Annotated in this window: 23 protein-coding genes; 1 reads left to right on the forward strand and 22 read right to left on the reverse strand. The window is 67.2% G+C overall.

The window, feature by feature from the left end; translation table 11 throughout:
* Positions 1-26 precede the first annotated feature (26 nt).
* The 4 genes from IPK65_01310 to IPK65_01325 form a co-directional block, all read right to left on the reverse strand.
* Positions 27-899 carry a 4Fe-4S dicluster domain-containing protein gene (locus IPK65_01310; GenBank protein MBK8161819.1) on the reverse strand — a complete coding sequence of 291 codons (873 nt, stop codon included), beginning with the start codon at positions 897-899 and terminating at the stop codon, positions 27-29.
* Entirely contained in the window at positions 899-3,121 is a 2,223-nt protein-coding gene (locus tag IPK65_01315; GenBank protein ID MBK8161820.1) for a molybdopterin-dependent oxidoreductase, read from the reverse strand. Before IPK65_01315 ends, IPK65_01310 begins: the two co-directional genes overlap by 1 nt.
* A gap of 61 nt (positions 3,122-3,182) precedes the next feature.
* On the reverse strand, positions 3,183-3,755 hold the full coding sequence (locus tag IPK65_01320; GenBank protein ID MBK8161821.1) for a cytochrome c3 family protein: 573 nt from the start codon (positions 3,753-3,755) through the stop codon (positions 3,183-3,185).
* 564 nt (positions 3,756-4,319) lie between these two features.
* On the reverse strand, positions 4,320-5,084 hold the full coding sequence (locus IPK65_01325; GenBank protein ID MBK8161822.1) for a Nif3-like dinuclear metal center hexameric protein: 765 nt from the start codon (positions 5,082-5,084) through the stop codon (positions 4,320-4,322).
* Between the two features lie 65 nt (positions 5,085-5,149).
* Here IPK65_01325 and IPK65_01330 point away from each other — a divergent pair, with 65 nt between their 5' ends.
* Positions 5,150-6,298, forward strand: coding sequence for a Do family serine endopeptidase (locus IPK65_01330; protein MBK8161823.1), 1,149 nt, complete (start codon positions 5,150-5,152; stop codon positions 6,296-6,298).
* Positions 6,299-6,303: 5 nt separating this feature from the next.
* Here the strand turns inward: IPK65_01330 and tatC are convergent, their stop codons facing one another.
* The 18 genes from tatC to mlaE form a co-directional block, all read right to left on the reverse strand.
* A complete protein-coding gene (gene tatC, locus IPK65_01335) occupies positions 6,304-7,083 on the reverse strand; it encodes a twin-arginine translocase subunit TatC (GenBank protein MBK8161824.1) in 780 nt (259 codons plus the stop codon).
* On the reverse strand, positions 7,070-7,426 hold the full coding sequence (gene tatB, locus IPK65_01340) for a twin-arginine translocase subunit TatB (GenBank protein ID MBK8161825.1): 357 nt from the start codon (positions 7,424-7,426) through the stop codon (positions 7,070-7,072). Before tatB ends, tatC begins: the two co-directional genes overlap by 14 nt.
* Positions 7,427-7,528: 102 nt before the next feature.
* Positions 7,529-7,777, reverse strand: coding sequence for a Sec-independent protein translocase subunit TatA (tatA, locus tag IPK65_01345; GenBank protein ID MBK8161826.1), 249 nt, complete (start codon positions 7,775-7,777; stop codon positions 7,529-7,531).
* Positions 7,778-7,842: 65 nt separating this feature from the next.
* The gene (locus IPK65_01350) at positions 7,843-8,163 is read right to left on the reverse strand and encodes a phosphoribosyl-ATP diphosphatase (GenBank protein MBK8161827.1); all 321 of its coding nucleotides are present in this window, start codon (positions 8,161-8,163) and stop codon (positions 7,843-7,845) included.
* A 49-nt stretch (positions 8,164-8,212) separates the two neighbouring features.
* Complete coding sequence (hisI, locus tag IPK65_01355) at positions 8,213-8,617, reverse strand: phosphoribosyl-AMP cyclohydrolase (protein ID MBK8161828.1); 405 nt, start codon at positions 8,615-8,617, stop codon at positions 8,213-8,215.
* Between the two features lie 21 nt (positions 8,618-8,638).
* Positions 8,639-9,415, reverse strand: a complete 777-nt coding sequence (gene hisF, locus IPK65_01360) for an imidazole glycerol phosphate synthase subunit HisF (GenBank protein ID MBK8161829.1) — start codon at positions 9,413-9,415, stop codon at positions 8,639-8,641.
* Positions 9,415-10,149, reverse strand: coding sequence for a 1-(5-phosphoribosyl)-5-[(5-phosphoribosylamino)methylideneamino]imidazole-4-carboxamide isomerase (gene hisA / locus IPK65_01365; GenBank protein MBK8161830.1), 735 nt, complete (start codon positions 10,147-10,149; stop codon positions 9,415-9,417). The genes hisF and hisA overlap by 1 nt, the downstream gene beginning before the upstream one ends.
* A gap of 65 nt (positions 10,150-10,214) precedes the next feature.
* Positions 10,215-10,859, reverse strand: coding sequence for an imidazole glycerol phosphate synthase subunit HisH (gene hisH, locus IPK65_01370; protein ID MBK8161831.1), 645 nt, complete (start codon positions 10,857-10,859; stop codon positions 10,215-10,217).
* 49 nt (positions 10,860-10,908) lie between these two features.
* Positions 10,909-11,502: an imidazoleglycerol-phosphate dehydratase HisB gene (gene hisB / locus IPK65_01375; protein ID MBK8161832.1), complete on the reverse strand. Its 594-nt coding sequence runs from the start codon at positions 11,500-11,502 to the stop codon at positions 10,909-10,911.
* A 68-nt stretch (positions 11,503-11,570) separates the two neighbouring features.
* Entirely contained in the window at positions 11,571-12,683 is a 1,113-nt protein-coding gene (locus IPK65_01380) for a histidinol-phosphate transaminase (protein MBK8161833.1), read from the reverse strand.
* Between the two features lie 14 nt (positions 12,684-12,697).
* On the reverse strand, positions 12,698-14,011 hold the full coding sequence (hisD, locus tag IPK65_01385) for a histidinol dehydrogenase (protein MBK8161834.1): 1,314 nt from the start codon (positions 14,009-14,011) through the stop codon (positions 12,698-12,700).
* A gap of 29 nt (positions 14,012-14,040) precedes the next feature.
* Positions 14,041-14,691: an ATP phosphoribosyltransferase gene (locus IPK65_01390; GenBank protein MBK8161835.1), complete on the reverse strand. Its 651-nt coding sequence runs from the start codon at positions 14,689-14,691 to the stop codon at positions 14,041-14,043.
* Positions 14,692-14,713: 22 nt separating this feature from the next.
* On the reverse strand, positions 14,714-15,976 hold the full coding sequence (gene murA, locus IPK65_01395; GenBank protein ID MBK8161836.1) for a UDP-N-acetylglucosamine 1-carboxyvinyltransferase: 1,263 nt from the start codon (positions 15,974-15,976) through the stop codon (positions 14,714-14,716).
* An 81-nt stretch (positions 15,977-16,057) separates the two neighbouring features.
* Entirely contained in the window at positions 16,058-16,300 is a 243-nt protein-coding gene (locus tag IPK65_01400; GenBank protein ID MBK8161837.1) for a BolA family transcriptional regulator, read from the reverse strand.
* A gap of 64 nt (positions 16,301-16,364) precedes the next feature.
* The gene (locus IPK65_01405; protein MBK8161838.1) at positions 16,365-16,685 is read right to left on the reverse strand and encodes an STAS domain-containing protein; all 321 of its coding nucleotides are present in this window, start codon (positions 16,683-16,685) and stop codon (positions 16,365-16,367) included.
* Positions 16,678-17,325, reverse strand: coding sequence for an ABC transporter substrate-binding protein (locus IPK65_01410; GenBank protein MBK8161839.1), 648 nt, complete (start codon positions 17,323-17,325; stop codon positions 16,678-16,680). The genes IPK65_01405 and IPK65_01410 overlap by 8 nt, the downstream gene beginning before the upstream one ends.
* Before the next feature lie 8 nt (positions 17,326-17,333).
* Entirely contained in the window at positions 17,334-17,810 is a 477-nt protein-coding gene (mlaD, locus tag IPK65_01415) for an outer membrane lipid asymmetry maintenance protein MlaD (protein MBK8161840.1), read from the reverse strand.
* Position 17,811: 1 nt separating this feature from the next.
* Positions 17,812-18,594, reverse strand: a complete 783-nt coding sequence (gene mlaE / locus IPK65_01420; GenBank protein MBK8161841.1) for a lipid asymmetry maintenance ABC transporter permease subunit MlaE — start codon at positions 18,592-18,594, stop codon at positions 17,812-17,814.
* Between the last annotated feature and the right edge of the window lie 14 nt (positions 18,595-18,608).

Consider the following 18,608-nt stretch of genomic DNA (forward strand, 5'->3'; position numbering starts at 1 on the left):
GCTTCGCCATGAGTTGTTGTCCGGGTTTACACTTCACGCACGCGTTCCAGATACAGAACCTTGGGATCCGTGTTCAGGCCCTCGAAGACGCGGTACCCGCGCAGCTCCGGATTCTGTTTGACCTGCCTGGACTTGCCGAGCTCGACCTGGTGCTTGCGCCACAGCGCGGCGGCCTGCGTGTTATCCACCCCCTCGCCGGGGGTGTGCATATCGAGCAGGTCGCCGAAGGTCATGGCCGTGGTCGGGCAGGTCTGCACGCAGGCCGGCTGGACCTCGCCGTCGAGCACCTTGCGGTCCTCCATCTTCGCCTTGTCCTTGGCGGTGCGGATGCGCTGCACGCAGAACGTGCACTTCTCCATCACGCCCTTGTCGCGCACGGTCAGGTCGGGGTTGAGCTGCATGTGCAGCGGCGCCGGCCAGGACGTCTCGTAATAGGAGAAGAAGTTGAAGTAGCGCAGGCGGTACGGACAGTTGTTGGAGCAGTAACGCGACCCGATGCAGCGGTTGTAGACCTGCGCGTTCAGGCCGTCGGGCGTGTGGTAGGTCGCCGCGACCGGACACACGGGTTCGCAGGTGGCCGCGTTGCACTGCTGGCACATCATCGGCAGGAAGGATCCGCCGTGGTGCTGGAATTCGGATACACCGCCCTCGCCGAGATCGGGCTCGTCCCAGTAGCGCTCGATGCGCAGCCAGTGCATGGCGTGGCCGTCATCGAAGCGATCCTTGCCGACCACGGCGAGATTGTTCTCGGCGTAACAGGCAACCACGCAGGCGCCGCACCCGGTGCATTTGTTGAGATCGACGACCATGCCCCACATGTGCTCGTAATCGTGGAAGCCGCCCTCTTCCAGGCCCTTACGGTACTTGGACCAGTCGGTGAGAATGTTCTCCAGGGACATCAGGCATCTCCTTCAGTACGCGCGTACACGTCCGCGGTCACGGTGGCCACCAGCTTGCGGCCGAGCTGAACCTCGCTGCCGCCCAGCTTGACGAGCGTGTCCCCCGCCTTGTCCGCGATGCGCGTGACCTGGACGCGCGTGGCGTGGTGCGCCAGCTCGCCGGTCCTGCTCTCGGTGGCAAGGCCGAGGATCTTGAGCGGATTGACGCCGCGCCCCTGCGCATAACGGCCGTAAGCCTCGTGACCCTGGCCGAGTGGCACCGCGATGGCGTCCGGATGGACGCCCTTGTACACATAGACCTTCGCCTCGATCGCCCCGTTCTCGGACTCGATGCGGACACGCTCACCGGTCTTGACGCCGATCCTGGCCGCCGTGGACGGGTGCATCTCGGCCCAGGAGTCCCATACCACCTTGCTGATCGGGTCGGGGAGTTCCTGCAGCCAGGGCAGGTTGGCGTAACGGCCATCCTGCAGGTTCGCGCCCGCGCTCGGGATCAGGGTGTAGGGCCTGCCCTCGGCGGCGGGCTCCGCCACGGTAAAGGCGGCGACCCTCGGCACCAGGCTGCCGCCGCCGGTGCCAACCTCGATCAGGCCCTTCTGCACGGCGCGATTCCAGAACTGCTGGTCGCTGACGGCCCCCTGCTTGAGGCCGGAGGGCAGTGCGGCGAAGGCGTTGCGCAGGTAGGCGTAATAGTCGTCGAATGCGGCGTACTGGGGCACCTTGCGCAGCTTGAGCAGGGCAAGCAGGGTGTCACCGAAGCCGCGGGTGTCGGGATACAGCGGTTCCATCAGGGGCTGCTGCATGCTGATCAGCATGCGCTCGGGCTGCGCGGCAGGCACATGCGTGCCCCAGTCCTCCAGGGACGAGCGGAGCGGCAGCACCAGATCGGCCTGCAGCGTGGTCTCGTCCTCGAACTGCGCGAAGGCGACCTTGAACGGCACGCCGGCGAGCTTGTCCTTGAGATTGAGCGCCTCGGGCGCCGTGAACACCGGGTTGGCCCCCTTGAAGAACACCACGTCGAAACTCTTGGCCTCGAGCGCGGCGGCAAACGCGAGCAGCTCCTTGTTGCCGCCCGTCTTCGCGGCCAGCTGAGGGAACGGGAAGCCCGCCCCGGACTCGATCGTCTTGCCCACGTTCCCGAGCACGATGTTCAGCAGCATGGCGGCTGCGACGCTGTCGTAACCGCGCGCGTGGCCCGCGGCGGATGCGCCCGCCAGCACCAGGCTCGGCGACCGCTCGTTGAGCAGGCCGGCGATTCTGACGATGTGCTCGCCGGTCACGCCGGTGATGCGCACCGCATTGTCGAGGTCGTAGGCGCGGATCTGTTCCTGCGCGGCGGCGGGGAGGTTCGAGATGTCGCGGTGGTGCTTGCTCACCAGCACATGCGCTACGGCCAGCGCCAGCACGCCCTCGGCGCCCGGACGTACCGGCACCCACAGATCGGCGTTGGCGCCCGTCACCGTCATCTTCGGCTCGGCCTGGATCAGGACGCCGCGCGGCGCGGTGCGGAACTCGGCATAGCGAGTCGAGTTATATATGGGCGAACCCCAGGTCGACAGGAAGTCCGCGCCGAAGGAGAGGATGACGCGGGCCTTGTCCACGCGCAGGCGCGGGTTCTCGTCGCCCAGCATGTCGCGGCACACCGCGCGCCAGACTGCATCGTTGACGGCCTCGTGCACGTAGTGGTGCGGAGACCCCACGGCGTCCATCCAGGCCTTCACCAGCACGGCCTGGTGGCCGCTCACGGTGTCGGTCATCCAGGCGAAACGCGCGCCGGACAGCCCGGACGACGGCCCGGTCTTTTCCTCCAGCAGCGCCAGCGCCTGTTCCCAGGTGATGTCCTCGAACTGGCCGTTCCTGCGCGCGCGCGGGCGCGTGATGCGATCCGGATTGTAGTGCGCCTGCAGGGACGCCTGGCCGGCGGAGCAGAGCCTGCCGCGGTTGACCTGCGAATCGGGATTTCCTTCCAGCTTGAGCACGCGGCCCTCGCGCACGCGGCCGTGCACGCCGCAGCCGGAACCGCACTGCGCACAGGTGGAGGCGAACCAGACGCCGACGCCCGGGATGACGTATTCCTCCGGGGCGAGGTAGGCGACCACCTCCTCCTTGCCTTCTTCCAGCGTAACGTAGCTGGGCATGTCGCAGCCGGCCAGGGTCGTGCCGACGCCGCTCCAGCCCATCACCCTGAGAAACTCTCTTCGCTTCATTTTATCGAGACTCATCGCGGGACCACTCCGTTCAATCACGCATCATCAGGCGCAGTGTCGTGTCAGCCGACACGCATCACTTGTGACATTTCCAACAGTCGAAGGGACCGTCGTTGTCCTCGTGACAACGCCTGCAGAACCCCATGGTCAGCGGTCTCTCCTTCTTCGCGACGGTCATGTTCTTGACGTCGCCGTGACAGAACGCGCAGACCTCGGAGACCTGCTCCACCGGCAGGTCGGGGTTGTCGAAGACGAACCGTTTGAGATGTTTCTCATGGGTGAAATGCACGTAATCGGGTACGTCGTGCACCTTGAGCCAGCGCGGCGGTTCGCGCTTCTCCCAGTACTCGGTCAGCTGCTGGATACGCGGCTTGTCCGTCGCGATCACACTGTGACAGCCCATGCACTTGCTGGTCGGCGGTATGCCCGCCACCTTGCTGCGGCGCGCATAGGTGTGGCAGTACATGCAGTTGATGCCGTTGATCTTGGCATGGATATCGTGGGGGAACTCGATCGGCTGCGGAACATCCGCGCCGGCGAAGGTCTCCTCCGGAGGAACCGCGTTGGGCACTCCCGTCTCCGCGGAGACCGTGTGCGGGGCCCACAGGAGGAAAAGCGCGGCGACGAATGCCAGGAATCCCGCCGCCAACGGCGCACCGGCGCTGCCGCCGGCAGGGATCCCCGCTCCTGGGATGGACCATCGTCCTGAGAAAAGTTGCCGAATGCCTGACATCTCCCCCTCAACCTATGTTGTGAACCTGTGGCAAGCCGCCCGCCGCAGAACGGGCGAATAACGGCTCATCATGTCCAGGGGCATACCGCAATGAACAGCAGCCCCGAGCTTTATTGTTCAGACTGAAGCTATACCGGCGCGAAATACGGAAGGACTACATTCATTGAACCGCATCCTCCTCCAAGCCGTCGTCGTTTCATCCGCAACGGTCTGTCATCAACCTCGCTCACCGCAGTCACGCATGCGGGGGCGGGTTTGTTTTGTATTCTTGTCTTTTCTCTCAAGCTCGACAACGCAGAGCGGGGCCGAGCGTTGAATCGTAGATCAATCTCAGCGGGGCTGTCAACGCTGGATCGGAAGCATCGACGAAACATGCGCGGCGCGAAGGAAACGGCGCACAAGCCGCATAAACCGCGTGGGTTAAGGGGAGCGCCCGCGCGGCGCTACCCCAAATGCGGTAGCCGGCCCCGCGGCGCGCGCCTAGACCGGATTGTCGATATCGACGAAACGCGTCTCGACGTCGAATTTCGCGCCGATGTGCTCGAGCAGCGCGCGCACTCCGTAGCGCTCCGTCGCATGATGTCCCGCGGCGTAGAAATGCACGCCGCTTTCGCGCGCCAGATGCGTGGTGCGCTCGGAGGCCTCGCCGGTGATGAATGCGTCCACGCCCGCGGCAGCGGCATGCTCGAGATAATCCTGCGCGGCGCCGGTGCTCCATGCAACGTCGCGCACAAGCGGGCGGGCGCCCGCCACGTACAGCGGCTCGCGCGCCAGACGCTGCGCGAGATGGCGGCCAAGCTGCTGGCCGCTCACGGCGACGGGCAGGCGCCCGCGCAGCAACAGTCCGCTCTCGCCGCGCCCGGTGTCGAGCGAGCCGGTGATCTCGATGTCCAGCACGCGTGCGAGCTGCACGTTGTTGCCGAACTCGGCATGCGCATCAAGCGGCAGATGGTAGGCGATCAGGCTCAGATCACCGCACAGCAGCGCGTGCAGGCGACGGCGCTTGATGCCGCACACGCGCGGATCCTCGTTGCGCCAGAACCAGCCGTGATGGACGAGGATCGCATCCGCGCCCCAGTCGAGCGCCTGCTCGACCAGTGCATGACTCGCGCTGACGCCGCCGAGGATCCTGCGCACCTCGGCGCGGCCTTCGACCTGCAGTCCGTTGGGCGCGTAGTCAGCGAAGCGCCCGGCATCCAGCAGGCGGTCCAGGTAGTCGGTGAGCGCGGACAAGGTCATTGGCATGAGTGAGGCTCCGTGCGGACGTTCCGGGGCGGACCGGCCGGCCGCTATGATAGAGTATCCGCACTATGCAGATCCGCCGGCTCCTGCCCTATCTCAGTCAAGGCGTCATCGTCGGCCTGGCCGTCGGCCTGATCGCGGTCCTGGTCATGACGGACACGTTCACCAAGCGTCCGGTGGTCGAATTCAAGGAGTCGACACAGGCCGAACCCCTGGCGGTCCCGCAGGCCACCGTATCCTACGCCGGCGCTGTCGGCAAGGCCGCCCCGGCAGTGGTCAACATCCACACCAGCAAAACGGTCACGCGGCAGATCAGCCCGCTGCTCGACGACCCGTTTTTCCGGCGCTTCTTCAACGCGCCGGCCGTGCCGCGCCAACAGCAGCAGACCAGCCTGGGCTCGGGCGTGATCGTCAGCGCGGACGGTTATGTGCTCACCAACTACCACGTCATCGACGGTTCGGACGAGATCCTGGTGGCGCTCCACGACGGCCGCACGGCGCCGGCGCGCATCATCGGCACCGATCCTGAAAGCGATCTCGCCGTGCTCAGGATCGATCTGAACGACCTGTCCGTGATCACGCTCGGCGATTCGAATGCGCTGCAGGTCGGCGACGTGGTGCTCGCGATCGGCAACCCCTTCGGCGTCGGCCAGACCGTCACCCAGGGAATTGTCAGCGCCACCGGCCGCAGCCAGCTCGGCATCTCGACCTTCGAAAACTTCATCCAGACGGACGCGGCGATCAACCCGGGCAACTCCGGGGGGGCGCTCATCAACCCCTACGGCCAGCTGATCGGCATCAATACCGCGATCTTTTCCCGCAGCGGCGGCTCCCAGGGGATCGGATTCGCGATCCCGACCAGCCTGGCGAAGAGCGTCATGACGCAGATCATCGAGCACGGGGAGGCGATCCGCGGCTGGCTCGGGGTGGAGATCCAGACCCTGACGCCGGCGCTGGCGGAATCCTTCGGGCTGCGCGACGGGCGGGGCCTGATCATCGCCGGCGTGCTTGCCGACGGACCGGCCGCGGCGGCCGGGCTGGAGGCGGGCGACATCATCACCGAGATCGACGGCACGCCGGTGACGGACGCCAGCGTCGGGCTGAACATGATCGCGCAGACCGAACCGGGCAGTACGATCACCCTGCAGGGGCTGCGCCAGGGGGAGCCGTTCACCCGCAAGGTGGCCGTCAGCAAGCGCCCGGCGCCGGCGCGCTAGCCCGGTCAGTCCGCGCCCTTGTCCTGCGCCGGCTCGTCCTCCTCCGGTTCCTTGCGCACATAGGCGCGCGAGAGCAGCAGCCCGACCTCGAACAGCAGCCACATCGGCACCGCCAGCATGATCTGGGACAGCGCGTCCGGCGGCGTGATCACCGCCGCCACGACGAAGCATCCCACGATGATGTAGGACCGCTTGGACTTCAGCCCTTCCGGCGTCACCAGGCCGGTCCACACCAGCAGGATGGTCGCCACCGGCACCTCGAAGGCGAGGCCGAAGGCGAAGAACAGCAGCAGGATGAAGCTCAGGTAACTGCCGATGTCGGTCATCATGGTGACGCCCTCCGGCGTGGTGCCCACCATGAAAGTGAACACCATCGGCATCACGATGTAGTACGCGAACGCCATGCCGGCGTAGAACAGCAGCGTGCTCGAGACCAGCAGCGGGAAGATCAGCCGCCGTTCGCTCTTGTATAGCCCGGGTGCCACGAAGCCCCATACCTGGTACAGCACGAGCGGTATGGCGACGAAAAACGCGAGCACCAGGGTGAACTTGAGCGGCACCATGAAGGCGCCGACGACCTGGGTGGAGATCATGGTGGCGCCCTGCGGCAGGCGCTCCATGAGCGGCTGCGCCACCGTGGTGTAGATCGGGTTGGCGAACGGCACCATCGCCAGGAAGACGACGCCGACGCCGATCAGGATGCGCATCAGGCGCGTGCGCAGCTCGATCAGATGACCGAACAGCGGCATCTCCGCCTCGGGCGGGTACTTCTCAGGCGCTGCCATCGGTCTTGCCCCCGCCGGACGGCGCGGGCCCTGAGGGGTTCGTCTTCTCCCCGCCGGCGGCCGGTGCGCCGCCCACCGGGGCGTTGATCGGTATGGTGGCCTTGGTCTCGTCGATCACCTTGTGGAGCTCGGCGATCTCGGTCTCGCGCTCGATCCGGCGGGCGAGTTCCTCGGTCCTGGCCAGTTCCTGATTAAACTCGTTCCGCACCTCGCTGGCGACCGACCGTGCCTTGCCCAGCCAGCGGCCGATGGTGCGCACGAGCGCCGGGAACTCCTTCGGCCCGACGACCAGGATCGCCACCACGGCGATGATGAGAATTTCACTGAACCCTATGTCGAACATCGGCTTGGCAATCCGAGCGGCCGCCCGGGGCGGATAGAGGGGATCTCAGGGAACCCGGCGGCGGAGCACACTGCGGGATGGCGGCTCTGACACGGCGGAAGGCTAGACCTGGTTCTTTTCCCGTGACTCGGTCTTGCCCTCGCCCGCCTTGGGTGCATCGGCCTGCTTGAGGCGCGGGGCCTCCTTCGCCTCATCGCCCTCCTCCTCCGCCTCGTTCGGATTGCGCATGGCATCGCGGAATCCCTTCACCGCGCCGCCCATGTCCTTGCCGATCGAGGCGAGCTTCTTGGTCCCGAACAGCAGAAGAACAATCACCAACACCACCAACAAATGCCAGATACTGAATCCCATGACCTTGCACCTCAATCACATTGATGTTCGTATGTCTGCGCGCAGACCGGCGCACTCCGTCCGCCTTACTGTCCGGCCCGACCGTTCTTCTCCTCGATACCGGAGGTTCCGCTGCGCCGGCCGAGCTCGGCCAGCACATCCTGCGGCCCCAGCCCGCGATGCGCGAGCAGGATCAGGGTATGAAACCACAGGTCCGCCACCTCGCGCACCAGCGCCTCATCCCCCTCGGACTGGCCTGCCAGCACCACCTCGGTGGCCTCCTCGCCGACCTTTTTCAGGATGGCGGGAAGGCCCTTATTATAGAGCCGGGCTACGTAGGATGTCTCCGGGTCCCCCTGCTTGCGCTGCTCGAGGACGCGCGCCAGATCTGCAAGTATGGTATCCATTTTTCAAAGCCGTGACCGTAACACGCAATGATTACAAATATACCGCCTTTCAACGGCCCGTATCACCATATATATCGGTGGGATTCTTCAATACCGGATCGACCGTTTCCCAGCGGCCGTCCCTGAGGCGGCGGAAAAAGCAGCTCTGGCGCCCGGTATGGCAGGCAATGCCGCCCTCCTGCTCCACCTGGAGCAGGACCGTGTCGCCGTCACAGTCCAGGCGCAGCTCGCGCACGCGCTGGACATGGCCCGACTGCTCGCCCTTTCGCCACAGGCTGCGGCGCGAACGGGACCAGAACACCGCGCGCCCGGTGGCGGCGGTTTCCTCCAGGGCCGCGCGGTTCATCCAGGCGACCATCAGCACGCGGCCGCTGGTGAAATCCTGCACGATGGCCGGCACCAGGCCGTCCCCTGTCCATTTCACCTCCGCCAGCCAGTCCGTTCCCGCCTGCATGCCCCCGCCCTCCGTGCCAGCCTATCGCCGCACCGGGATGCCGCGCCCGGCCAGGTAGCGCTTGGCGTCCTGAACGGTGTGCTGCCCGTAGTGAAATATGCTGGCGGCCAGCACCGCGTCAGCGCGCCCGCGGAGGATGCCGTCGGCGAGATGCTCCAGCTCACCCACCCCGCCGGAGGCGATCACCGGGATGCCGACCGCGGCGCTGACCGCGGCGGTCAGTTCGAGGTCGTAACCGTCGCGGGTGCCGTCCCGGTCCATGCTGGTCAGCAGGATCTCCCCGGCGCCGAGGTCGGCCATCTTCCGCGCCCAGGCCACGGCGTCGATCCCGGTCGCCTTGCGGCCGCCGTGGGTGAAGATCTCCCACGCCGGCGCCCCGTCCGGCCGGGTGACGCGCTTCGCGTCGATCGCGACCACGATGCACTGCGAACCGAAGCGCTCGGCCGCGATGCGGACGAACTCCGGATTGGCGATCGCCGCCGTATTGACGGCGACCTTGTCGGCCCCCGCGTTGAGCATGCGCCGGATGTCGGTGACCTCGCGGATGCCGCCACCGACGGTCAGCGGGATGAAGACCTGCGCCGCCACCTGCTCGACCACGTGCACCATGGTGGCGCGCTCCTCGGCGCTGGCGGTGATGTCGAGGAACACCAGCTCGTCGGCGCCCTGCGCATCGTAGACCCGCGCAATCTCGACCGGATCGCCGGCATCGGTAATGTTGACGAAGCGGACACCCTTGACGACGCGGCCCTTGTCGACGTCGAGGCAGGGGATGATGCGTTTGGCGAGGTCCGACATCAGGCAAAGCCGTCGGCGAGGCTTTGCGCCTCGCCGAAATCCAGCGTCCCCTCGTAGAGGGCGCGTCCGAGCACCGCGCCCATGATGCCGTCGCGGGCATGCTTGCCGAGCAGCCTGATGTCCTCGATGTTTGCAATGCCGCCGGAGGCGATCACCGGGATGGTGACCGACTGCGCGAGCTTGACGGTGGCCTCGATATTGATACCGCCCATCATGCCGTCGCGGCTGATGTCGGTGTATACGATGGCGACGACCCCGTCGCGCTCAAAATGCTGCGCGAGGTCGATCACGTCGTGGTTCGACAGCTTGGACCAGCCGTCGATGGCCACCTTCCCGCCGCGCGCGTCCAGCGCCACGATCACATGGCCGGGATAGGCGATGGCGGCATCGGCGACGAAATGGGGTTCATTGACCGCGCTGGTTCCGATGATCACGAAGCTGACGCCGATGTCGAGGTAGGCATCGATCGTGTCCTCGTCGCGGATGCCGCCGCCGATCTGGATCGGCACGTCGGGAAAGGCGCTTGCGATGTCCTTGATGATGCGCATGTTCACCGGCCGCCCGGCGAACGCGCCGTTGAGATCGACGATGTGCAGGCGGCGCGCCCCGGCCTCGACCCAGCGGCCGGCGACCTGCACCGGATCGTCGGAGAACACGGTGGCGTCCTCCATGCGCCCCTGACGCAGGCGCACGCACTGGCCATCCTTCAGATCGATGGCGGGTATCAACAACATGGTACTGTCCTCATGCGAAGTGTCACTGGCTTGGCAAAATCAGGCGTCGTCACGGCGCCGGCCGCTCACGCACCGCCGTCCCAGGCGAGGAAATTCGCCAGCAATTTCAGGCCCGCCTGCTGGCTTTTCTCCGGATGGAACTGCACGGCAAATATGTTACCGCGCGCGAGCGCGGCGGCAAACGACACGCCATAATCGGTCGTCGCGGCGACCACCGCGCGCTCGCGCGGCGCGACGTAGTAGCTGTGGACGAAATAGAAGTAACAGTCCTGGTCGATGCCTTCCCACAGCGCATGGGCGCGGACCTGGTGGACGCGGTCCCAGCCCATGTGCGGAATCTTCAGGCGTTCCGCGCCGGGAGCGGTTTCCCCGCCGGGAAACAACAAGGTCTGGCCGGGGATGATTCCCAGGCCGGGCGTACCACCGTTCTCCTCGCTGGCGTCCAGCAGCGCCTGCATGCCGAGGCAGATGCCGAGGAAGGGGCGGGTGCGGGCGCATTCGCGGATCACGTCGTCGAGCTCGAGGCGCTGCAGCTCCGACATGCAGTCGCGCAGGGCGCCGACGCCGGGGAACACCACGTGGTCGGCGTGCAGGATGCGCTCGGGATCGTACGTGACCTGGACCTGGGCATCGCCGCCGGCGTATTCCAGCGCCTTGGACACCGAGCGGATGTTGCCCATGCCGTAGTCGATCACCGCTACCGTCGTCATGGGGTTGTATCCATTTTCCGTTCGAACGGGAAACTCGATCCGGGAGGTTTCAGAGGCTGCCCTTGGTCGACGGCATGATGCCCTGTCCGCGCGGATCCGCCTCCACCGCCGCGCGCAGCGCGCGGCCGAAGGCCTTGAACACGGTCTCCGCGATATGGTGCGCGTTGACGCCGCGCAGGCAGTCGATGTGCAGCGTGGCGAGCGCGTGATTGACGAAGCCGCGGAAGAATTCCTGCAGCAGGTCGACGTCCAACTCGCCGATGCGCGCGCGCGGAAAGGCGACGTGGTATTCCAGGCCGGGGCGCCCGGACAGGTCGATCACCACGCGCGACAGCGCCTCGTCCAGCGGCACGTAGGCGTGGCCGTAGCGGCGGATGCCGCGCTTCTCGCCGAGCGCCTGTGCCACGGCCTGCCCGAACACGATGCCGATGTCCTCCACCGTGTGGTGGGCATCGATATGGATGTCGCCCTCGGCATGCAGCTCGATATCGATCATGCCGTGGCGCGCCACCTGATCCAGCATGTGGTCGAGAAACGGCACCGGGGAATGCAATTCGGCCTTGCCGGTGCCGTCGAGATTGACCGACACGGCGATGCGGGTCTCCCTGGTGTCGCGCTTGACTGCGGCTTTACGGTCTCCCATCACATCCTTCTCCAGCAATCACGCCAATATAATGGCACATCCTGTCGTGCCGTGCGAATCCGCAGCACTCACAGCAGCGCGGTCAGCGCCGTCAGAAAGGCCTGGTTTTCCTCGGGGGTTCCGACGGTGACGCGCAGGCAGTCGCGCAGCGGCTCGCCGGCGCCGTCGAGGTTCTTGATCAGTACCCCGCGCTCGCGCAGGCCGGCGAAGATCGCGCCGCCGCGCCCGGCCGGGGCGCGGAACAGGATGAAGTTCGCGCGGCTGGGATAGACGGTCAGACCGCGGCAGCCGCGCAGCGACGCGGACAGGGACTCGCGATCCGCGCGAATGCGCCCCGCCTGCTCCTCCAGCATGGCGCGGTGGCGCAGCGCGAACTCGGCGCTCGCCTGCGTCAGCACATTGATGTTGTAGGGCAGGCGGATCTTGTCCAGTTCCTCGATCCATTCACGGCGGCCGGCGAGCATGCCGAGGCGCAGGCCGGCCAGCCCCATCTTCGACAGGGTGCGCAGCACCAGCAGGTTGGGACAGTCGTGCAGCCAGTCCATCAGCGTCGCTTCGGAAAAGGCCTGGTAGGCCTCGTCGACCACCACGATACCCGGCGCGGCCTCGATCACGGCGCGCACGGTATCCCGCTCGAACAGCCCCCCGGTCGGATTGTTCGGATAGTCGAGCAGCACCAGGGCGGGCCGGTGGCGGGCGATGGCCGCCAGCATCGCCTCGCGTTCAAGACCGAAATCGCCGGCGCGCAGCGGCACGCCGGTGAATTCGAGCCCGGAGAAGATCGAGATCATGCGATACATGCTGAAGGCCGGCTGCGCGGCCAGCGCCGTGCGCCCCGGGGCCGCCAGGGCGAGCGCGACGATCTGGATCAGTTCGTCCGAACCGTTGCCGAGCAGCAGTTCCATCTCCGGAGGCACGCCGAAGAAGGCGCGCAGTTCCCGCTTGAGTGCCTGCGCGGAAGGATCGGGGTAGCGGTTCAGGCTGACGCCGCGCAGGTGCTCCAGCCAGTCATCGACCACCGGCTGCGGCCAGCGGTAGGGGTTCTCCATCGCATCGAGCTTGATCAGCCCGGCCGCGGGAGGCACGTGATAGGCGTTGAGCGCGCGGATCTCCGGGCGGATCCACTGCTCGGCGCGCGCCCGCGCGGCCGCGGCGACGGACGAAGTGAGGGGCTGCTTCATGGCGCGCCGCCCTGCTACCGCCCGCCTTCGCCGTCGACGCGGTACTGCGCCGAACGCGCGTGGGCGGTGAGCCCCTCGCTGCGCGCAAGCGCCGCGGCGGTCTTGCCCAGCACGGCCGCGCCGGCCGGCGTGCACATGATCAGGCTGGAGCGTTTCTGGAAGTCGTACACGCCGAGCGGCGAGGAAAAGCGCGCGGTGCGCGAGGTCGGCAGCACGTGGTTGGGGCCGGCGATGTAGTCACCAATCGCCTCCGCCGTATGCCGTCCGAGGAAGATTGCGCCGGCGTGGCGGATCTTGCGCGCCAGCGCGAGCGGGTCCGCCACCGACAGCTCGAGGTGCTCGGGCGCGATGTGGTTGGCCACCGCCGCGGCGTCGTCGAGGTCGCGCACGCGGATCAGGGCCGCGCGCTTCGCCATCGAGGTGCGGATGATGTCGGCGCGCTCCATCTGCGGCAGCAGGCGCGCGATGCTCTGCTCGACGCGGTCGAGATAGGCGGCCTCCGGGCAGAGCAGGATCGACTGCGCGTCCTCGTCGTGCTCGGCCTGCGAAAACAGGTCCATCGCGATCCAGTCGGGGTTGGTGGCGCCGTCGCAGATGACGAGGATCTCCGACGGCCCGGCGATCATGTCGATGCCGACCGTGCCGAAGACCATGCCCTTGGCGGTGGCGACGTAGATGTTGCCGGGACCGACGATCTTGTCGACGCGCGGGATCGTCGCGGTGCCATAGGCGAGCGCGGCGACCGCCTGCGCCCCGCCGAGCGCGAACACGCGGTCGACGCCGGACAGGCACGCCGCGGCAAGCACCAGCTCGTTCACCACGCCGTCCGGCGTCGGCGCCACCATGATCAGCTCGGGCACGCCGGCCACCTTGGCCGGGATCGCATTCATGATCACCGTGGAGGGATAGGAGGCCTTGCCGCCCGGGACATAGAGCCCGACGCGGTCGAGCGGCGTCACCTGCTGGCCGAGCAGCGTGCCGTCCGCCTCGGTGTACGTCCACGAGTCGGCCTTCTGGTGCTCGTGGTAGCTGCGCACGCGCGCGGCGGCCAGCTCCAGGTCCGCGCGCTGATCCGCCGAGAGTCCGTCGAGCGCCCGGCGCAGGCGCGCGGCCGGGATCTCGAGATCGCGCAGCGACGCCGCCTCGACGCGGTCGAAGCGCCGTGTGTATTCCAGCAGCGCGTCGTCGCCGCGCCGGCGCACGTCATCGAGGATCGCGCGCACCGTCGCGTTGATCGTCGCGTCGGAGACGCTCTCCCAGGCCAGCAGTTCGTCAAGCCGGGGGTAGAATTCGGGTTCCGCCGTGTCCAGTCTCTTGATTCCGGGCATATGTCACCGATGCAATGGATTGGCTGCGCTCAATGCCCGCGCCGCTCGGGCGCCGCCTTGCGCGCCACCGCCGCCTCGAGCTGCGCGATCAGGCCCTTGACCTGTTCGTGCTTCATCTTCATCGCCGCCTTGTTGACGATCAGGCGGGAGCTGATGTCGGCGATGTTCTCGTACGGCCGCAGCCCGTTGGCGCGCAGCGTGCTGCCGCTGTCAACCAGGTCGACGATCAGGTCCGCCAGCCCCACCAGGGGCGCCAGCTCCATCGAGCCGTACAGCTTGACGATCTCGACCTGCTCGCCGCGCGCCGCGAAATAGCGCCGCGCCGTCTCCACGTACTTGGTCGCGACGCGCATGCGCCGGCCGCGCGGCGCCGCCTGCTCCGGCCCGGCGAGCATCAGGCGGCAGCGCGCGATGCGCAGGTCGAGGGGTTCGTACAGACCGGAGCCGCCGTACTCCATCAGCACGTCCTTGCCGGCGATGCCCATGTCGGCCGCACCGTACTCGACGAAGGTCGGCACGTCGGCGGCGCGGATCACCACCAGCCGGACATCGGCGCGGTTGGTGTCGAAGATCAGCTTGCGGCTGGTGTGCGGGTCGTCGGCGGGCGTGATGCCGCAATCCGCCAGCAGCGGCAGCGCCTCGAGCAGGATGCGCCCCTTGGAGATCGCGATCGTGATCATGAGCGGCCCCGGCCGGCGTCCGTCACAGCTTCGGCACCCGCCGGATGTCGGCCCCGAGCGATGACAGTTTTTCCTCGATGCATTCGTAACCGCGGTCGATGTGGTAGATGCGGTCGACCACGGTCCTCCCCTCGGCCACCAGGCCGGCCAGCACCAGGCTGGCCGAGGCGCGCAGGTCGGTCGCCATCACAGGCGCGCCGGCCAGCGTGTCCGTGCCGCGGCTGAACACCGTGTTGCCCTCCAGGCGCAGGTCCGCCCCCATGCGCTGCAGCTCGGGGACGTGCATGAAGCGGTTCTCGAACACCGTCTCGGTGATGGTCCCCGAACCCTCGGCGACAGAGTTCAGGGCGGCGAACTGCGCCTGCATATCGGTCGGAAACGCCGGATAGGGCGCGGTCCGCACGTCGACCGCCTCGGGCCGCCGGCCTCCCATGTCGAGCTCGATCCAGTTGTCGCCGGTCTCGATATCGGCCCCGGCCTCGCGCAGCTTCGCCAGCACCGCGTCGAGGAGATCGGGGCGCGTCTTCTTCACCCGGATGCGCCCGCCGGTGATGGCGGCGGCGACCAGGTAGGTGCCGGTCTCGATGCGGTCGGGCAGGATGGAATACGTGGTCCCGGTGAGCCGCTCGACACCTTCGACGACGATGGTGTCGGACCCGGCGCCACTGATCCTGGCACCCATCTGGTTCAGGCAGTTCGCCAGATCGACCACTTCGGGCTCGCGCGCCGCGTTCTCGATCACCGTCGTGCCCTCGGCGAGCGTGGCGGCCATCATGATGTTCTCCGTACCGGTCACCGTCACCATGTCCAGGAACAGGCGCACGCCCTTCAGGCGCGGAGCCCGCGCGCGGATGTAGCCGCCCTTCACCTCGATCTGCGCGCCCATCGCCTCAAGCGCGCTGATGTGCAGGTCCACCGGCCGCGTGCCGATGGCGCAGCCGCCGGGCAGCGATACGTCGGCCTGCCCGAAGCGCGCCAGCAGCGGGCCGAGCACAAGAATGGAGGCGCGCATGGTCTTGACCAGGTCATATGGTGCGCAGAATTCGCGGACATCGGAGGCGTCGACCTCGATATTCATGCTCTCGTCCACCACCAGCCGCACACCCATGCGGCCGAGCAGCTCCATGGTGGTGGTGATGTCGTGCAGGTGCGGCACGTTGCAGATGGTCACCGGTTCGCTGGTCAGCAGCGTCGCCGCCATGATGGGAAGGGCGGCGTTCTTCGCGCCGGAGATGCTGACGGAGCCGTCGAGCGGCGCGCCGCCGGTGATGATCAGTTTGTCCATGAAGGGGTGGGTCGTCCGCTCGTCCAGAAATGATTCATAGTGCCCGCGCGCAGATCCGGGTGGACCGGCGCCCGGACCGCTTCAGCGCGCGCCGCGCCGCTCCCATTCCGCCGGCGTGTACGGCCGGATCGAAAGGGCGTGGATGGCGCCGCGCATGCCGTCGCCGAGCGTCGCGTACACCATGCGGTGTTTCTCCAGCAGCGACTTGCCGCCGAAGGCCTCGGATATGACGGCCGCCTCGAAGTGGGTCCCGTCCCCGCTCACATGCGCCTCGCTGCCGGGGAGGCCCGCCTCGATCAAACGCTTGATGTCGTCCGCCTGCATATTTTCCCGTAAAAGCCTGCAAGTTGAAAGTACGACGGCGCGTGCGCCGTCCGCCGTTCCGGGCTCAGGTCTCGCCTTGCGTTCCGCCCGGGGGAAGGATGCCGTCGAGCCCGCACACGCGGGCGATCGCCCGCAGTTGCTCCGGCATGTTCATGATCTCGAGGCTCGCACGGCGGCTGCGTGCGAGACGCAGCCATTCGACCAGCAGCGCCAGACCGGCGCTGTCCGCCCGGGTCACACCGCCCAGGTCGAGCCGGATACGGCCGCCGCCCGCGGCAAGCAGCGCGGCGCCCCGCTCGAGCAGCGCGGGCACGGTGGCGAAGCTGAGCTCACCGCTCACGCTCAGCGCGGACGGGTCGCCGGGATCGGCGCGGACATCACTCATCCGCCGCCTGCCGGTTGCGCTCGCGCAGCTTCTGGATCAGAGCTCCTACGCCGCCTCCGCTGCGGATCTCGCTGGCGAAGGTGCCGCGGTAATTCACCACCAGGCTGACGCTGTCTATCTTCACGTCGAATACCTTCCAGGCATCGCCCTTGCGGTACAGGCGGTAATCGATCGGGATCGGTGGTCCGCCGGCCTGTTCGACCTCGGTCTGGACGACCGCCTCATCCTCGCCGCCCTTGCCGCGATCCGGCAGATAGCTGATCTTCTGGTCGGAGTACTTGAGCATCGCCGTGGCGTAGGTGCGCACCAGCAGCAGTCGGAATTCCTCGATGAACTGGGTCCGCTCCTCCGGTGTGGCGGTGCGCCAGCTCTTGCCCAGCACCAGCTGCGACATGCGCTCGAAATCGAAATGGGGGAGGATGTATTCCTCGACCACCCCGTAGATCAGCCCCGGCTTCCGTTCCAGCTCGGCGTGGCGCTGCTGCAGGATCTTCTGCACCTCGGTCGAGGTGGCGCGTACCAGCTCCTGGGCGCCGCCCTCGACGACGCCGGCGCGCGCCGGGGCGGTGCCCAGCACGAGCGCGAGCAGCACCCCCCCCAGGCCGCGCCGGAGCACGAGTGTGCGCGAAATCCCGAACATTGACATGGCTATTGCTGTTCCGCGCCGTCCGCGGCCTGGCTGAACAGGTACTGGCCTATGCTCTGCTCCAGCACCAGCGCCGACTGGGTCAGGCTCAGGCGGTCGCCGTCCTTGAGGAAGCTCTCTGCGCCGCCCGGTTCCAGGCTGATGTACTGTTCACCGAGCAGCCCGGAGGTGTATATGCCGGCGGAGGTGTCCGTCGGCAGGCGGTTATACCGCGGGTCGATCATCATGCTGACCTCCGCCTCGTAGCTGTCCTGATCGTAATCGATCGCCACCACGCGGCCGACCCTGACCCCGCTGGCGCTCACCGGCGACTGTACCTTGAGTCCCCCGATGTTGTCGAAGCGCGCCGTCAGGCTGTAGCCGTCCTTCACGCTGAATGCGCTCAGATTGCTGACCTTCATCGCGAGCATGAACAGCGCGGCGATTCCCGCCGCGACGAACAGCCCCACCATTATCTCGACCATCTTTCCATTTGTCATATCAAACGTCCCCGAACATCAGCGCGGTCAACACGAAATCCAGCCCGAGCACGGCCAGCGAAGCGTACACCACGGTGCGCGTGGTGGCGCGGCTGACGCCCTCCGTCGTCGGAACGGCGTCATAGCCCTCGAACACCGCGATCCAGGTCACCACCACGCCGAAGGCGACGCTCTTGATGATGCCGTTGATCACGTCCTCGCGCCAGTCGACCTTGGACTGCATCTGGGACCAGAAGGCCCCGTCGTCGACGCCGAGCAGACCCACGCCGACGAAATATCCGCCCAGGATTCCGACGGCGCTGAAGATCGTCGCGAGCAGGGGCATGGATATGATACCGGCAAGGAAGCGCGGGGCGACAATGCGCCGGATCGGATCCACCGCCATCATCTCCATGCCGGAGAGCTGCTCGGTCGCCTTCATCAGCCCGATCTCCGCCGTCAGGGCCGAGCCGGCCCGCCCGGCGAACAGCAGCGCCGCCACCACCGGTCCGAGCTCGCGCAGCAGCGACAGGGCCACTACCGGTCCGAGCGTGGATTCGGCCCCGAAATCCACCAGGGTATTGTACGTCTGCAGCCCCAGCACCATGCCGACGTTAAGGCCGGACACCACGATGATGACCAGCGACAGCACCCCCACCGAGTGGAGCTGGGCGATCACCAGGCCGGGATGGGCGGCCAGGGCCGGGATGCCGGCGATGACGCGCAGCACGAACAGGTTCGCGCGCCCCAGGCGTTCGAAGAAGCCGAGCCCGCTGCGCCCGAGGTGCTGCAGGAGATGGATCATGCGCGCGGACCCCC

The sequence above is a fragment of the Gammaproteobacteria bacterium genome (genome assembly GCA_016712635.1).
In the GTDB taxonomy this organism is placed as follows: domain Bacteria; phylum Pseudomonadota; class Gammaproteobacteria; order SZUA-140; family SZUA-140; genus JADJWH01.

What these genes read in the sequence shown, in the direction of transcription:
- IPK65_01410 (MBK8161839.1), bottom strand. Translation starts at nt 17,325, where the DNA reads ATGTTCGGGATTTCGCGCACACTCGTGCTCCGGCGCGGCCTGGGGGGG.
- IPK65_01390 (MBK8161835.1), bottom strand. Translation starts at nt 14,691, where the DNA reads ATGATCACGATCGCGATCTCCAAGGGGCGCATCCTGCTCGAGGCGCTG.
- hisH (MBK8161831.1), bottom strand. Translation starts at nt 10,859, where the DNA reads ATGACGACGGTAGCGGTGATCGACTACGGCATGGGCAACATCCGCTCG.
- hisD (MBK8161834.1), bottom strand. Translation starts at nt 14,011, where the DNA reads ATGCCCGGAATCAAGAGACTGGACACGGCGGAACCCGAATTCTACCCC.
- tatC (MBK8161824.1), bottom strand. Translation starts at nt 7,083, where the DNA reads ATGGCAGCGCCTGAGAAGTACCCGCCCGAGGCGGAGATGCCGCTGTTC.
- tatA (MBK8161826.1), bottom strand. Translation starts at nt 7,777, where the DNA reads ATGGGATTCAGTATCTGGCATTTGTTGGTGGTGTTGGTGATTGTTCTT.
- IPK65_01315 (MBK8161820.1), bottom strand. Translation starts at nt 3,121, where the DNA reads ATGAGTCTCGATAAAATGAAGCGAAGAGAGTTTCTCAGGGTGATGGGC.
- hisB (MBK8161832.1), bottom strand. Translation starts at nt 11,502, where the DNA reads ATGGGAGACCGTAAAGCCGCAGTCAAGCGCGACACCAGGGAGACCCGC.
- IPK65_01325 (MBK8161822.1), bottom strand. Translation starts at nt 5,084, where the DNA reads ATGCCAATGACCTTGTCCGCGCTCACCGACTACCTGGACCGCCTGCTG.
- IPK65_01380 (MBK8161833.1), bottom strand. Translation starts at nt 12,683, where the DNA reads ATGAAGCAGCCCCTCACTTCGTCCGTCGCCGCGGCCGCGCGGGCGCGC.
- tatB (MBK8161825.1), bottom strand. Translation starts at nt 7,426, where the DNA reads ATGTTCGACATAGGGTTCAGTGAAATTCTCATCATCGCCGTGGTGGCG.
- hisF (MBK8161829.1), bottom strand. Translation starts at nt 9,415, where the DNA reads ATGTCGGACCTCGCCAAACGCATCATCCCCTGCCTCGACGTCGACAAG.
- mlaE (MBK8161841.1), bottom strand. Translation starts at nt 18,594, where the DNA reads ATGATCCATCTCCTGCAGCACCTCGGGCGCAGCGGGCTCGGCTTCTTC.
- hisI (MBK8161828.1), bottom strand. Translation starts at nt 8,617, where the DNA reads ATGCAGGCGGGAACGGACTGGCTGGCGGAGGTGAAATGGACAGGGGAC.
- murA (MBK8161836.1), bottom strand. Translation starts at nt 15,976, where the DNA reads ATGGACAAACTGATCATCACCGGCGGCGCGCCGCTCGACGGCTCCGTC.
- IPK65_01400 (MBK8161837.1), bottom strand. Translation starts at nt 16,300, where the DNA reads ATGCAGGCGGACGACATCAAGCGTTTGATCGAGGCGGGCCTCCCCGGC.
- IPK65_01330 (MBK8161823.1), top strand. Translation starts at nt 5,150, where the DNA reads ATGCAGATCCGCCGGCTCCTGCCCTATCTCAGTCAAGGCGTCATCGTC.
- IPK65_01405 (MBK8161838.1), bottom strand. Translation starts at nt 16,685, where the DNA reads ATGAGTGATGTCCGCGCCGATCCCGGCGACCCGTCCGCGCTGAGCGTG.
- IPK65_01310 (MBK8161819.1), bottom strand. Translation starts at nt 899, where the DNA reads ATGTCCCTGGAGAACATTCTCACCGACTGGTCCAAGTACCGTAAGGGC.
- mlaD (MBK8161840.1), bottom strand. Translation starts at nt 17,810, where the DNA reads ATGACAAATGGAAAGATGGTCGAGATAATGGTGGGGCTGTTCGTCGCG.
- hisA (MBK8161830.1), bottom strand. Translation starts at nt 10,149, where the DNA reads ATGTTGTTGATACCCGCCATCGATCTGAAGGATGGCCAGTGCGTGCGC.
- IPK65_01350 (MBK8161827.1), bottom strand. Translation starts at nt 8,163, where the DNA reads ATGGATACCATACTTGCAGATCTGGCGCGCGTCCTCGAGCAGCGCAAG.